Origin of the sequence: Amycolatopsis balhimycina FH 1894 (assembly GCF_000384295.1) — a bacterium.
Lineage (GTDB): Bacteria > Actinomycetota > Actinomycetes > Mycobacteriales > Pseudonocardiaceae > Amycolatopsis > Amycolatopsis balhimycina.
On the sequence record NZ_KB913037.1, the window covers coordinates 7,501,357 to 7,514,687 of the forward strand.

A 13,331-nucleotide genomic window follows, 5' to 3' on the forward strand; every position below is an offset into this window, starting at 1 on the left:
ACGAAAGGTGACCGGAGACACACTCGGGATCGGTGAGCTGGCGAGCCGGACCGGCGTGCCCGTCCGCACGATCCGTTTCTACTGCGACGAGGGACTGCTGGAGCCTGCGCGTAGCGTCGGTGGCCACCGCCGGTTCGAGCGGGCGGCGGTCGACCGGCTGAACCTCGTGCGCCGGCTGCGGGGGCTCGGGCTGGGCCTGCGTTCGATCACCGGCGTCCTCGAAGGCCGGTGTTCCCTCGATGACGCCGTGGCCGCCGAGCGGGCCGCGCTCGACCGCGAGCTGGCGACGCTGGCCTGGCGGCGCTCGGTGCTTCGCGCCGTCGAGGAGACGCCCCCTGCCGACCGCGCCACGCGGCTCGAGCTGCTGTCCGCGGTGCAGGACGGGGCGGCAGCACACGAGACCCTCGTCCGCCTCTGGCACCCGATGACCACCGGCCCGATCCCGCCGGACACGGCGAGCATGTTCCTGGACGTCGGCGCGCCGGAGCCGCCGGACCAGCCCACGACGGCGCAGGTGGTCGCGTACGCCGAGCTGGTGGCGCTCGCCGCGGACACCCGGCTGGCCACCCACCTGAAGGCGAGCACGCTGGCCGGCCACGACCGCATCGCCGACCTCGGGGTCCTCCACGCCGAAGTCGGCGCGGCGTGCCAGCTGGCGTTCCCGCAGGTGGCGGCCGGGGCACGGCCGTCGCCCGGCCCGGCGCTCGACCGGTTCGTGACGGCCCACGCGGCCGCGCTCGGCACGGGCGACACCCCGGAGTTCCGGCGCGCGCTGAGCCACCGCACCGCGCCCGACCGCCACCCCCGGCTGCGCCGCTACTGGCACCTGGCGGGCGAGGTCACCGGCGATCCGGCCCCGATGGGCATCACGCACACCTGGCTCCTCGACGCCCTGGACCACTCGGTCGCCTGACCCGGCCCAGTACCCCCGCCTCACGCACTCGGACGGCCGGCACGCGAACCGGCCCTCCGGGTACGCCAGCCGCCCCTTGAGGCGCCGTTCCTGGGTTCAGCCGACGTGTTCCAGGGAGTGGGCGTCCGCCACCAGGTTCAGCCAGCCCTGCCAGCCCGCCACCGCCGCCGGCTCGGCCCAGGGGCGGGTCGTGCGGACCAGGCGAACACCCGGGCGGGCCAGCCAGCGCAGCAGCACCCCCACCTCCTCCGGCGGCGCGCCGTGCAAGGGGCCCGGCTCCGGCAGGACCGTCTCCGCCGACGCCACCAGCGTCTCCACCACCGGCATCGGCGGCACCCCGCGCCGCGCGACGCCCGCCGAGGCGAGCCTGCCGTAGCGGATCACCGCCAGCTCCCAGCCGCCCGCGCCGTCGGGACCCGCCGCGATCAGCTCGCCGATCGACGCCAGCGACGCCTGCCGGTGTGCCCGTCCCAGCGCGCGGATCAGGCCCGCCAGCTCGTCGCGGTGCCGCGCCGCCTGCTCGAAGTGCCGGCCCGCCGCCAGCCGCTCGACGTGCGCGGCCGCGGTGTGCAGGGGACGGCCGTCCAGCCCCGCGATCAGCCCCGACACCGACTCGACCGCCGGCCCGTACTCCTCCACGCTCTGCCTGCCGGCGCACGGCGCCCCGCACCGCCCCAGCTCCGCCAGCACGCACGGTGTCCCGTTCGGCGAGCGCGGCGAGATCCGCTGCGTGCACGTCCGCAGGCCCGACGCCCCGGCCAGGGTGTCCGCCGTCGTCCGCGCGTCCGCCTGGTTGCGGAACGGGCCGAGCACGCCCGGTCGCGGCAGCCGCACCACCGACAACCGCGGGAACGCCTCGTCCGTCAGCCCGATCCACCAGCCCTGGTGCCGGTTCTTCGACCGCCGGTTGTAGGCGGGCCGGTGCGCCGCGATCAGCCGCAGCTCCCGCACCTCGGCCTCCAGCGCGTGCGCGCACACCACGTGGTCGACGCGCTCCGCCAGCGCGACCATCTCGCGGATCCGGCTCCGCCCCTCCGAGCCCGTGAAGTACGTCCGCACCCGGCGGCGCAGGTCCTTCGCCGTGCCGACGTACAGCACCTCGTCCTTCGGCCCCTTGAACAGGTAGACGCCGGGTGCCGACGGCAGGTCCGCGGCCAGGTGCCGCTTCGCCCGCTGGGCGACGGTCACCTCCGGCAGGTACCCCATCAGCTCTTCGAGCGAGTGCACGCCCAGGTTCCCGACCCGCTCCAGCAGGCCGTGCAGCACGTCGACCGTCGCGCGCGCGTCGTCCAGCGCCCGGTGCGTCGGCCGGGTCCTCGCCCCGAACAGCAGCGCCAGCGCCGTCAGGTTGTACCGGCCCACCTCGTCCCGCGGGACGATCCGCCGCGCCAGCCGGACCGTGCACACCACGGTCGGCTTCGGCCACACGTACCCGTGGCCCTCGCACGCCGCCCGCATGTGCGACGTGTCGAACCCCGAGTTGTGCGCCACCAGCACCGCGCCCTCGATGAACTCGAGGAACGCCGGCAGCACCTCCTCGATCGGCGGCGCGTCGTAGACCATCGCCTGCGTGATGCCGGTCAGCGACACGATCTGCGGCGGGATCACCATGCCCGGGTTCACCAGCGTCGCGAACTCGCCCAGTACTTCGCCGCCGCGCACCTTCACCGCGCCGATCTCCGTGATCCCCGACGGCCCGGGGGGAGCCCCGGTCGTTTCGAGGTCGAAGACGACGAAGGTGGTGTCCCGCAACGGAGTGCCGAGCTCGTCGAACGCGAGCTGTGCCTGGACCGAACGCATGAGCGAGACCCTAGAGGGACGCACCGACAGTTTTGCCCGGCGCGGGCGACCGGAGGTCCGTGAATGGCACATCGAGGGACTTCAAGTCCCTCGATGTGCCATTCACGGCCGGTGCCGCCGGCCTCGGGTGCCGGTGGCCGGATCCCCTGGTCGGGGTGTGGTCCGTGTGGCGCGCGGGGCGGGATGCAGGGGTGGGGCCTACCCTGGACCAATGCACCCGCAGCCGCTCGTGCCGGAGCCGCCCGGGGACCCCGCCGGTCCCTCGGGTGTCGCGTCGCGCCCCGAGCAGGCCGAGGACGCCGACGACCAGGCCGGCCGGCCTGAACCCGCCACCTGGCCCGTCCTGCCCGAACCGGTCCGCGACCGCATCGCCGAGCTCGCCGCGGCCGCCGTCGCCAAGCTGCCGAGCACCGACGTCCCCCGCCAGCTGCGGCCCGTCGCCAAGTTCGCCCCCGCCAAGCGCGCGAAGCTCGGCGGCGCCGCCCTGCTCGCCGCCCTCGGCGAGTCCTCCCAGTTCCGCACGGCCGTCATCGAATGGCTCCGCGAACACCGCACCGACGTCCTCGACCCCAACGCCGCCGACTCCGTGGCCGCGGCGGCCGCGGCCGTCCTGCTCGGGGAGTCCGGGGCCGCCGGGCGCGTCCGGCTGGTGGCCAGGAACGCCGAGGAGAACGCCCTCCGCGCCGAACGCGACGCCGCGCTCGCCCGCACCCAGCGGCTCGAAGCCGAACTCGCGCAGGTCCGCGCCGAACTCGCCGAGGCGAAGAACACCGCCGAGAACGCCCGCGGCGAGCGTGAAGGCGAAGTCGAGAAGCTCCTGAAGCGCCTTCGCGAGCAAGGCGTCCAGCTGCGCCAGGCCCGTGACGCGGTCGAAGCGGCGTCCGCCGAGGCCGAACGCGGCTCCGCCGCCCGAGCGGTCGAGATCGCCGCCCTCGCCGCCCAGCTCGAGCGGGAGCGCCAGCGCGTCGCCAGCGAGCGCGCCCGCGCCGAACGGGCCGTCTCCGACGCCGAGATCGCCCGCCAGTCCGCCCGTGAGGCCCGGCAGGCCGACGAGGTGCGGCTCGCCCTGCTCATCGACACCATCGACGGCGCTGTCAACGGTCTCCGCCGTGAACTCGCCCTCGGCGCGCGCGGTGCCCGTCCCGCGGACATGGTCCGCGGGGCCAGCTCCGGCACCGGTCAGGGCGGCAAGATCGCCGACGTGTCCACCCTGGACCGCTACCTGGCGCTGCCCAACGTGCACCTGATCGTCGACGGCTACAACGTCACCAAGACCGGCTATCCCGAGCTCGCCCTCGCCGACCAGCGCGACCGGCTGGTCCACCAGCTGTCCGCGCTGGCCGCGCGCACGTCGGCCGAGGTCACCGTCGTTTTCGACGGCGCCGGTGTGCTGTCGGTCCCGGCTTCGTCGCCGCGCGGGGTGCGGGTGCTGTTCTCCGACCGCGGGGTCCTCGCCGACGACGTGATCCGCAACCTGGTCGCGGCCGAGCCGGCGGGGCGGCCCATGGTCGTCGCGACGTCCGACCGCGCGGTCGCGGACTCGGTGCGCGGCGGTGGGGCCCATCCGACGCCCGCCGCGGTGCTGGTCAGCCGCCTCTCCCGGGTCTGACTCGCACGAAATTGTCGGTGGTGGCGCCTACCGTCCTCCCCAAGTCAGTTTCCGGCGTGAGGAGGACCACGTGAGTGACACCCCCGACCTGTCCGCGGTGGACGTCTCGCACATCGCGGTTTCGGACATCGAGAACCTGGTGGTCGATTGCGACCGCTGTGTGGTGCGTGGCATCTCGTGCCACGACTGCGCGGTGAGCGTGCTGCTCGGCGCGCCGCCGGTGGTGGTGTGGGACGCCGACGAGCGCCGCGCCGTCGACGCGCTGGCCGAAGCGGGAATGGTGCCGCGGCTGCGCTTGGTCGAAGAACCGGTCCGCCGCACCGCCTGACTCGCCCGTTTCGTGTCGGCGCGCCGAATGGTCGATCGGATCAGATGAACGGTCGGTAGTCGAAACGGGCTCGGAGAAACCCCAGCGTGTAACGCCCATCACACGTTTCCTCCCTCCCTGGTCCGATGGTGTTTAACGGCGTCACGCACAGTTTTTGGCGGAGAGGTGGTGGACGTGGTGGCGGTCTTTTCGTAACCTGTCCGAGATCTCGTGGCCCCCGGCCGCCGATGAGGCGGCGACGCGAGATCGCCGCCGGAAACAGCTTTGTCGGGAAGCTGGGAACCGGAACCACCACACGTTTGACAGTTGCAGCTTTATCTGTTGCAGCACTGCTCGTCCCCAAGCGGACGGCGCGTGTGGTGGGGACAGCGGCGAAGAGGACTCCCCGGCCTCTTCGTGCTCCGGTCCCCGTCGGCGGCCGAGACGCAAAGGAGACCCGCGCGACCGTGCAGTCGCATCCAGTCAGGCGCGTGGTGTCAGGTGCCCTCGCAGCGGTTTCGGTGATCACCCTCGTCACCTTGGCCCAGCCGACGGCCATCGCCGCCCCCGTCCCCGCCCTCCAAGCCCCTCCCACCGGCTCCGACGCCCTCGCCAAGTACCGCGACCTCGCGGCGCAAGCCGAGAAGCTCAACGAAGACCTGCTTTCGGCTCAGGACGACCTGAGCAAGAAGCAGGGCGAGCTCGACAAGGCCACCACCGACGTCAACGCGGCGAAGGACCAGGCCGCGAAGGCCGCCGAAAACGAGAAGAAGTACCAGGTCCAGGTCGACAAGTTCGCCGGTGCCTCGTTCACCAGCGGCGTCCAGCTCAACAAGCTGTCGGCCCTGCTGGCCGGTACTTCCACTCAGGACTTCCTGGACCGCTCTTCGGCGCTCGAGGTCATCGCGACCGGCAAGAACGCCGCGATGGGCAACCTCACCGGCGCCTTCCAGCAGGCCACCGACGCCACCAACAAGGCCGCCGACGCCGCGAAGCGCGCGCAGGACGCCCGTGACGCGGCCGCCAAGCTGACCGAGGACATCAAGGCCAAGCAGAAGTCCCTCAACGACCAGATCGACCAGCTCGAGGCGGCCAACAAGAACCTGAGCGCCTCGGACAAGGCCGCTCAGCGCGACCGCGGCGCGACACCCCCGGCCAACATCAAGGCCCCCACCGCGGCGGCCCAGACGGCGCTGAACATGGCGCTGAGCAAGCTCGGCAGCCCGTACAAGTACGGCGCCAGCGGGCCGACCGTGTTCGACTGCTCGGGCCTGATGCTGTGGGCCTACGGGCAGGCGGGGCTCACCCTGCCGCGCACCAGCCGGGAGCAGTCGACGTTCGGCGCCGCGGTGCCGCGCGATCAGCTGCAGCCGGGCGACCTCGTGTTCTACTACTCGCCCGTTTCGCACGTCGGCATGTACATCGGCAACGGCCAGATGGTCCACGCGCCCGACACCGGTGACGTCGTGAAGATCTCGCCGCTGCAGAGCCAGTACGCGGGAGCGCGCCGCCCGACGGCGTAACCCCGAAGCAGAGCACCCCGAAGGGGCGGTACCGCACACGCGGTGCCGCCCCTTCGGCGTCCGTGTCAGCCGAGGCTCCGCCTCGGTCCGGGGGCTTCGCCACCCGGACCCCCGAACGAACAGGTGGCCCCCGCTAGCCTCTGGGGCGTGCTCAAGACCCTGCTCGTGACCAACGACTTCCCGCCCCGGCCCGGGGGGATCCAGAACTACCTGAACTCCCTCGCCACCCGGCTGCCGGCGGACGACCTGGTCGTCTACGCGCCGTCGTGGGAGTCGCGGACGGGGTCGCACGAGGAGTTCGACGCGGAGGCGCCGTTCGAGGTCGTCCGGCATCCGACGTCGCTGATGCTGCCGACGCCTGACGTCCTTCGCCGGGCGAAGCAGATCATGCGCGCGCGAGACTGCGAAGCCGTCTGGTTCGGCGCGGCCGCCCCGCTCGCGCTGCTGGGGCAGCCGCTGCGCCGGGCCGGGGCCCGGCGCGTCGTGGCGTCGACCCACGGCCACGAGGTCGGCTGGTCGATGCTCCCCGGTTCGCGGCAGGCGCTGCGGCGCATCGGCGACACCGTGGACGTCGTCACCTACGTCAGCCGGTACACCCGCGGCCGGTTCGCCGCCGCGTTCGGCCCGATGGCCGGGCTGGAGCTGCTGCCGTCCGGGGTGGACACCGAGGTGTTCCGGCCGGATCCGGCCGCCCGCGCGGAGATCCGCGCCCGGCACGGCCTCGGCGACCGGCCGACGATCGTGTGCGTGTCGCGGCTGGTCCCGCGCAAGGGCCAGGACCAGCTGATCCGCGCGCTGCCGAAGATCCTCGAGCGGGTCCCGGACGCGGCGCTGCTGATCGTCGGCGGCGGTCCCTACCGCAAGAAGCTCACCGAGCTGGTCGCCGAGCTGGGGCTGGAGCGCGACGTCGTGCTCACCGGGTCGGTGCCGTGGGCCGAGCTGCCGGCGCATTACGCGGTGGGCGACATCTTCGCGATGCCGGCCCGCACCCGGGGCAAGGGCCTCGACGTCGAAGGGCTCGGCATCGTCTACCTGGAGGCCTCGGCGACCGGCCTGCCGGTGGTGGCTGGCAACTCCGGCGGGGCGCCCGAAGCGGTGCTCGACGAGGTCACCGGGCACGTCGTCGAGGGCCGGGACACCGGCCAGCTCGCCGAGACGCTCGTCAGCCTGCTCGCCGACCCGGTGCGCGCGCGGCGGATGGGCGAGGCCGGGCGGGCCTGGGTGACCGCGAACTGGCGGTGGGACGTCATGGCGCGGCGGCTGTCCGGCCTGCTGGACGGCGACCCGGTGGCCGCGGTCCGCTGAGCCGTCACGGCGTGTGGAGCGCCGGGTGCCGCGGATCGTCGACGCGCACGACTACGTCGGCGAGCGAGCCGGGATCGGCTTCCGCCTCGTAACGCTCGTAGGCCGGGACGGCCCACGCGTCCGGCACGCGCCGGCGCAGGGCGGCGGGGGAGAGCCACAGGTGCACGGCCAGGTCGAACGCCAGACCCGCGCCGAGCAGCAGTTCGCCGTCGACCAGCACGACGCCGCCGTCGGGGAGCGGCACCCGCTCGGCGCGGGTCGCGCGGTCGCGTTCGGGGTCCCACAGCGACGGCAGGACTTCGCCGGACCCCTTCAGCGGATCGAGGACTTCGCGGCGGAGCGCGCCGAGGTCGAGCCAGTCGGTGTAGCGGGCATCGGGGTTGGTGCGGCCGTGCTCGAACCGCAGCGACGCGGGACGCAGGAAGTCGCCCGCGGAGACGCGCAGGGTCGCGCGGCCACGCAGCCGCAGCGGGTCGACGAGGGCGTCGGCGAGTTCCTTCGTTTCCGTCGCCCCGGCCGCGCCGTCGACGGCGACCGCGATCCGCCCGGGGAGCGCGTCGATGCGGCCGGCCAGTTCTTCGGCCAGGACGGCGGGGGAAATCGGACGGTAGCGCACGGGTTCCCATCCTCCACCCGGACCGGTGGGCGGTTTTGTCATACCCCGGTGGGAAGATGGGGACATGACTTCTTCAACGGGGAAGACGGCCGATGTGGGGTGGAACATCGGCGTTTCACGGACTTTGCCGTACCCCGCCGCGATGGTCTGGGACTTCCTGGTCAGCCGCGAGGGTGTCGCGGTCTGGCTGGGGCCCGGGGCAGAGCTGCCGCGCGAGGCGGGCGCGGAGTACGAAACGGCGAACGGCACGGTCGGCGAGATCCGCAGCTTCGTGGCCGGCGACCGGGTCCGGCTCACGTGGCGGCCGAGCGACTGGGACCACGACTCCACCGTGCAGGTGCGGCTGAGCGGCTCGGGTGCCAAGACCACGCTGCGGTTCCACCAGGAATGGCTCGCCGACGCGGAAGAACGCGAGGAACAACGGGCATACTGGCAGGACGTGACCGAGCGCGTGGTGGCGGCACTCGCCGAGCGCTGACGCGGCGAGAAACTGGGGATGGCATGACGACCGACGAAATCGTCGAGGTGGCGGAAGACTTCGCGCAGGACGCACACCTGTTCGCGGAGCTGTTGCGGGCGGGCGGTTCCGTGCGCCGGGTGCGGCTGCCACCGCGCGGGCTGCCGTGCTACCTGGTCACCGGGTTCGCGGAGGCGCGGGCGCTGCTGGCCGATCCGCGGCTGCGGAAGAACAGCCAGGGCATCCGTGAGCTGTTCGAGGCGAAGCTGCCGCCCGAGGCCCTGCAGAACGGCCTGGGCCAGGACCTGAGCTGGCACATGCTCAACTCCGACCCGCCGGACCACACGCGGCTGCGGAAGCTCGTGAACAAGGCGTTCACCGGCCGGACCGTGGCCCGGCTGCGGCCGCGGGTCGAAGAGATCACCGCCGAGCTGCTCGACGCGCTGGCCGGGCAGGAGCGGGCCGACCTGGTGCCGTCGTTCGCCGCGCCGCTGCCGATCACGGTGATCTGCGAGCTGCTCGGCGTGCGCGAGGAGGACCGCACGGAGTTCTCCGGCTGGTCCAAGACGCTGCTGAGCGCGGCGGTGCGGCCGGAGGATGTGCAGAACGCGGCGCAGAGCATGTTCGGCTACCTCACCGGCCTGATCGCGCAGAAACGCGCCGAACCGGCCGAGGACCTGCTGTCGGACCTGGTGCACGCGAGCGACGACGGCGACTCGCTGTCCGAGCCGGAGCTGGTGTCGATGGCGTTCCTGCTGCTGGTCGCCGGGCACGAGACGACGGTCAACCTGATCGCCAACGGCGTGCTGGCGCTGCTGCGCGAGCCGGAGCAGCTGGCCCGGCTGCGCGCGGAGCCGGCGCTGCTGCCCGGCGCGGTCGAGGAGTTCCTCCGCTTCGACGGCCCGATCCACCTGGCCACGCTGCGGTTCACCGCCGAGCCGGTGGAGGCCGGCGGCGTGACGATCCCGGCGGGCGAGTTCGTGCTCGTCTCGCTGCTGGGCGCGAACCGGGACGCGGAGCGCTTCCCGGAGCCGGACCGGCTGGACATCACCCGCGCGGCGGGCGGCCACCTGGCGTTCGGGCACGGCATCCACTACTGCGTCGGGGCACCCCTGGCCCGGCTGGAGGCCGAGATCGCCCTCGGCGGCCTGCTGGCGCGGTTCCCGGACCTGGCGCTGGACGCGAAGCCGGACGAGCTGGCGTACCGGCAGAGTTCGCTGGTCCACGGCCTGGAGGCACTCCCGGTCCGGTTGCGCTGAGCGGCTAGGGTCGGCGGATGGACTCCGCCGGCCTGCTCGCCCTCGATGCCCAGCACGTGTGGCACCCGTACGCGCCGATGCCGGCGAAGGTGCCCTCGCTGCTGGTCACCGAGGCGAGCGGGGTGCGGCTGAAGCTCGCCGACGGCCGTGAGCTCGTGGACGGGATGTCGTCGTGGTGGTCGGCCATCCACGGCTACCGGCACCCGGTGCTCGACGCCGCGCTCGCCGCGCAGGCCGGGCGGATGAGCCACGTCATGTTCGGCGGCCTGACGCACGAACCGGCGATCACCCTCGCCAAGACACTGGCCGACCTGACGCCGGACGGCCTGGAGCACGTCTTCCTCTGCGACTCCGGGTCGGTGTCGGTCGAGGTCGCCGCGAAGATGTGCCTGCAGTACCAGCGTTCGCGCGGGCTGGCCGGGAAACGGAAGCTGCTCACCTGGCGCGGCGGCTACCACGGCGACACGTTCACGCCGATGAGCGTGTGCGACCCCGAGGGCGGCATGCACGCGCTGTGGCGCGGCGTCCTGCCCGAGCAGGTCTTCGTGCCCGCGCCGCCGTCAGGCTTCGGCACCCCACCGGATCCGTCCTATCTGGACACTCTGGCGGACGCGATCGGTGCCCACGCCGGGGAACTGGCTGCTCTCGCAGGTCCGCGAGGGCGTTCGCGCCATCCGCGAGGACGGGAACGACATCCAGATCGCGTGCTCGCTGGGCATGCTGACGCAGGAGCAGGTCGACGAGCTCGTCGACATGGGCGTCCACCGCTACAACCACAACCTCGAGACGGCGCGTTCGCACTTCCCGTCGGTCGTGACGACGCACACGTGGGAGGAACGCTGGGACACGCTGCGGATGGTGGCCGACGCGGGCATGGAGGTCTGCTGCGGCGGCATCATCGGCATGGGGGAGACGGTCGAGCAGCGCGCGGAGTTCGCGGTGCAGCTGGCCGAGCTGAACCCGCACGAGGTGCCGATGAACTTCCTCATCCCGCAGCCGGGAACGCCGTACGAAAACTACGAAATCGTGGAGGGCCGCGACGCGCTGCGGACGGTGGCGGCGTTCCGGCTCGCGATGCCGCGCACGATGCTGCGCTTCGCCGGCGGCCGTGAGCTGACGCTCGGCGACCTCGGTGCGGAGCAGGGCATGCTCGGCGGGATCAACGCGATCATCGTCGGCAACTACCTGACGAACCTGGGCCGTCCGGCATCGGCTGACCTGGAGATGCTGGACGAGCTCAAGATGCCCATCAAGGCCCTCAGTGACAGCCTCTGACGCTTCGGTTTCCGCGTCGTACTGTGTCCATTGTGGACAGCCGTCCGCGGGGGGTGCGGACCATCCGGTGTGTCACAACCCGAGGACGGCGCTGGAACCGCCGCGGTACTGCACGTACTGCGCGCGGCGGTTGGTCGTCCAGGTGAGCCCGCTCGGCTGGACCGCTCGGTGCAGCCGCCACGGCGAGACGGCCAGCGGCTGAGGTCGGCGGCGAGGACGTCATGAACGACTCTTTCCTGACGTCCGGCGCAGTGAACGACTCTTTCCTGACGTCCGGCGTCGCGACACGGCGAGCGGCTGACGCCCGTCACGCACCGACCGGTTACGCTCGGTGGCAACGTCGCAGGAGGGAGTCCGGGTGAGTGAGTCGTCGGGACCCGCGCACCGGCCGTCGGCCGTGGCCGGGCCGTGGTCGGTACCCGTGCTGGTCCGGGAGCGGCGGCCCCGCGTCGTCGTCAAGGCCGATCTGCTGCCCGCCATCAGCGTGCTCGGGACCCTGAGCCTGCTGAGCTTCCCGCTCGCCTTCGCGTGGTCGCGGCTCGCGCCGCCGGAGCGGGTGCGCATCCTCGCCGCCGACGGCACCCAGGGCGCCCTGGAACTGGAGAGCTGGCACCGCTTCGACGACCTGGCCGTCTTCGGGTTCCTGGCGCTCGGCCTCGGGATCGTCGTCGGCGTCGTCGTCTGGCTGCTGCGCGAACGGCGCGGGCCGGTCGTGTTCCTCGCCGCCGTGCTCGGCGTCGCGCTCGCGAGCGGCCTGGCCATGCTGCTGGGCGTCGGCTGGGCGAACAGCCACTACGCCATCTCCAGCCCGCCCGCGGTCGGTTCGGTGATCGAGCTCGCGCCGCGCCTGGAATCGTGGTGGGTGCTGCTGACCGGCCCGCTCGGCGTGTCGGTCACCTACAGCCTCTTGGCCACCTGGAACGGCCGAGATGACCTGGGTCGCCGCCTCGGCTGAGCGGTTTCCCCCTAAAGTGGTGACCTCGACTACAGGGGGATCCACCAATGACCGAAGACATCGAGGTCTCGCGGCACCACGCTGTCCGCTTTCCCGGCCTCAGCCCACGCGCCTACGAGCACCCGGCGGACCGTGGCGCGCTCGCCACGCTGCGCGCGGTGCCGGGCTTCGCCCAGGTCGTCAAGGCCGTTTCGGGCTTCTACAACGAACGCGGTGAGCGGCTGATGGCGCTCGCGTCGTCGATCCGCGTCGGGCCGAAGCAGTACCCGGAGATCGACCGGCTGCGGCACGAGTGCGCCGAGACGCTCGACCTGCCGTCGGTGCCGAACGTGTTCGTCTACCAGGACCCGCGCATCCAGGCGTCGGCGGTCGGCATGGACGAGCCGTTCATCCGGGTCAGCACCGGGCTCGTCGAGCTGATGAGCCACGAGTCGCTGCGGTTCGCGCTCGGGCACGAAATGGGGCACGTGCTGTCCGGGCACGCGGTCTACCGCACGATCATGGTCCGCCTGATCAGCCTGCAGCTGTCGATGTCGTGGACGCCGGTCAGCGCGCTCGGCATCCGCGCGATCATCGCGGCGCTGCGCGAGTGGTTCCGCAAGGCCGAGCTGTCGTGCGACCGCGCGGGACTGCTGTGCGGCCAGGACCCGACGGCGGCGCTGCGCGCCCAGATCCAGGTCGCCGGCGGCATCGACCCGGCCCGCATCGACGTCCCGTCGTTCCTCCAGCAGGCGACCGAGTACGAGTCCGTCGACGACATCCGCGACAGCTTCCTCAAGCTCAAGTTCGTCGAGACGGAGACGCACCCGTTCGCGGTGGTCCGCGCGGCGCAGCTGCAGAGGTGGGCCGCGTCGGAGGAGTACCGCTCGATCCTGGCGGGCGACTACCCGCGCCGCGACGACGACGCGCCGTCGTCGGACTGGAAGGACGACCTGAAGTCGGCGGCCAAGTCGTACAAGGACTCGTGGAACTCGTCGGCCGACCCGCTGACGAAGGTGTTCAGCGATGTGGGTGAAGCGGTGTCGGACGCGGCGGGCAAGGTGTGGAACAAGTTCGGCAACGGCAACGGTTCGGAGGCCGGCGCCTGATTGTCCCCAGGGGGCCCCGGTTGTGGACAACTCCGCCGGATTCTCGCTTCGCCGCGGGTTTCGCCGGTGGGGGCCGATAGACTGGACCGGGGTCAGCCCCCAGGGACGGGTGGGGCCTGCTCTGTGGGGCCGGACTCCGGAAACAAGCTCTCCGGACGGGTCCGGCACGCTGAGGCATGACCTGCGCACCGCCCAGACCTCCCCCGCCGCTCCCGCGCACGTCA

General features: G+C 72.6%; 13 protein-coding genes and 2 pseudogenes. 12 read left to right on the top strand and 3 right to left on the bottom strand.

The features are described from left to right. Window positions 1-7: 7 nt before the first annotated feature. On the top strand, window positions 8-913 hold the full coding sequence (locus A3CE_RS0134585) for a MerR family transcriptional regulator (protein ID WP_020644678.1): 906 nt from the start codon (window positions 8-10) through the stop codon (window positions 911-913). A 96-nt stretch (window positions 914-1,009) separates the two neighbouring features. Here A3CE_RS0134585 and A3CE_RS0134590 read toward each other — a convergent pair whose 3' ends face one another. Next, a complete protein-coding gene (locus A3CE_RS0134590; protein WP_020644679.1) occupies window positions 1,010-2,713 on the bottom strand; it encodes a DEDD exonuclease domain-containing protein in 1,704 nt (567 codons plus the stop codon). Between the two features lie 211 nt (window positions 2,714-2,924). Here A3CE_RS0134590 and A3CE_RS0134595 point away from each other — a divergent pair, with 211 nt between their 5' ends. The 4 genes from A3CE_RS0134595 (at window position 2,925) to A3CE_RS0134610 (ending at window position 7,457) form a co-directional block, all read left to right on the top strand. After that, window positions 2,925-4,322 (top strand): NYN domain-containing protein, encoded by a 1,398-nt coding sequence (locus A3CE_RS0134595; protein WP_020644680.1) that lies wholly within the window; start codon window positions 2,925-2,927, stop codon window positions 4,320-4,322. Window positions 4,323-4,392: 70 nt separating this feature from the next. Next, the gene (locus A3CE_RS0134600) at window positions 4,393-4,650 is read left to right on the top strand and encodes a hypothetical protein (RefSeq protein WP_020644681.1); all 258 of its coding nucleotides are present in this window, start codon (window positions 4,393-4,395) and stop codon (window positions 4,648-4,650) included. 446 nt (window positions 4,651-5,096) lie between these two features. Beyond that, complete coding sequence (locus A3CE_RS0134605) at window positions 5,097-6,152, top strand: C40 family peptidase (RefSeq protein WP_026469145.1); 1,056 nt, start codon at window positions 5,097-5,099, stop codon at window positions 6,150-6,152. A gap of 147 nt (window positions 6,153-6,299) precedes the next feature. Then, entirely contained in the window at window positions 6,300-7,457 is a 1,158-nt protein-coding gene (locus A3CE_RS0134610) for a glycosyltransferase family 4 protein (RefSeq protein WP_020644683.1), read from the top strand. A 4-nt stretch (window positions 7,458-7,461) separates the two neighbouring features. Here the strand turns inward: A3CE_RS0134610 and A3CE_RS0134615 are convergent, their stop codons facing one another. Beyond that, window positions 7,462-8,073 (bottom strand): nucleoside/nucleotide kinase family protein, encoded by a 612-nt coding sequence (locus tag A3CE_RS0134615; protein ID WP_020644684.1) that lies wholly within the window; start codon window positions 8,071-8,073, stop codon window positions 7,462-7,464. Between the two features lie 64 nt (window positions 8,074-8,137). Here A3CE_RS0134615 and A3CE_RS0134620 point away from each other — a divergent pair, with 64 nt between their 5' ends. Continuing rightward, a complete protein-coding gene (locus tag A3CE_RS0134620; RefSeq protein ID WP_084641884.1) occupies window positions 8,138-8,551 on the top strand; it encodes an SRPBCC family protein in 414 nt (137 codons plus the stop codon). A gap of 23 nt (window positions 8,552-8,574) precedes the next feature. Next, window positions 8,575-9,789: a cytochrome P450 family protein gene (locus tag A3CE_RS0134625; RefSeq protein WP_020644686.1), complete on the top strand. Its 1,215-nt coding sequence runs from the start codon at window positions 8,575-8,577 to the stop codon at window positions 9,787-9,789. A gap of 4 nt (window positions 9,790-9,793) precedes the next feature. On the opposite strand, the gene A3CE_RS58865 is transcribed toward A3CE_RS0134625, so the two are convergent. Beyond that, window positions 9,794-9,976 (bottom strand): hypothetical protein, encoded by a 183-nt coding sequence (locus tag A3CE_RS58865; RefSeq protein ID WP_020644687.1) that lies wholly within the window; start codon window positions 9,974-9,976, stop codon window positions 9,794-9,796. On the opposite strand from A3CE_RS58865, the pseudogene A3CE_RS52080 reads away from it, so the two are divergent. The 5 genes and pseudogenes from A3CE_RS52080 to A3CE_RS0134650 form a co-directional block, all read left to right on the top strand. Beyond that, window positions 9,891-10,436: pseudogene (locus A3CE_RS52080) on the top strand (aminotransferase class III-fold pyridoxal phosphate-dependent enzyme); the annotation flags it as partial. The gene A3CE_RS58865 and the pseudogene A3CE_RS52080 overlap by 86 nt on opposite strands. Continuing rightward, a pseudogene (gene bioB, locus A3CE_RS52085) lies at window positions 10,426-11,064 on the top strand (biotin synthase BioB); the annotation flags it as partial. The pseudogenes A3CE_RS52080 and bioB, both read left to right, overlap by 11 nt. Continuing rightward, window positions 11,051-11,266, top strand: a complete 216-nt coding sequence (bsaP, locus tag A3CE_RS58870) for a biotin synthase auxiliary protein BsaP (RefSeq protein ID WP_084641886.1) — start codon at window positions 11,051-11,053, stop codon at window positions 11,264-11,266. The pseudogene bioB and the gene bsaP, both read left to right, overlap by 14 nt. Before the next feature lie 156 nt (window positions 11,267-11,422). Next, window positions 11,423-12,019, top strand: coding sequence for a DUF2567 domain-containing protein (locus A3CE_RS0134645; protein ID WP_020644690.1), 597 nt, complete (start codon window positions 11,423-11,425; stop codon window positions 12,017-12,019). A 47-nt stretch (window positions 12,020-12,066) separates the two neighbouring features. Further along, a complete protein-coding gene (locus A3CE_RS0134650) occupies window positions 12,067-13,107 on the top strand; it encodes a M48 family metallopeptidase (protein ID WP_020644691.1) in 1,041 nt (346 codons plus the stop codon). Window positions 13,108-13,331 lie beyond the last annotated feature (224 nt).

Excerpts from the sequence above, each read along its gene's own strand:
- A3CE_RS58865 (WP_020644687.1), bottom strand. The coding sequence starts at position 9,976 with ATGGCCGACCACCACGACGACATCCCGTCCACGAGCTCACGGCCGTCG.
- A3CE_RS0134595 (WP_020644680.1), top strand. The coding sequence starts at position 2,925 with ATGCACCCGCAGCCGCTCGTGCCGGAGCCGCCCGGGGACCCCGCCGGT.
- A3CE_RS0134625 (WP_020644686.1), top strand. The coding sequence starts at position 8,575 with ATGACGACCGACGAAATCGTCGAGGTGGCGGAAGACTTCGCGCAGGAC.
- A3CE_RS0134650 (WP_020644691.1), top strand. The coding sequence starts at position 12,067 with ATGACCGAAGACATCGAGGTCTCGCGGCACCACGCTGTCCGCTTTCCC.
- A3CE_RS0134590 (WP_020644679.1), bottom strand. The coding sequence starts at position 2,713 with ATGCGTTCGGTCCAGGCACAGCTCGCGTTCGACGAGCTCGGCACTCCG.
- A3CE_RS0134620 (WP_084641884.1), top strand. The coding sequence starts at position 8,138 with ATGACTTCTTCAACGGGGAAGACGGCCGATGTGGGGTGGAACATCGGC.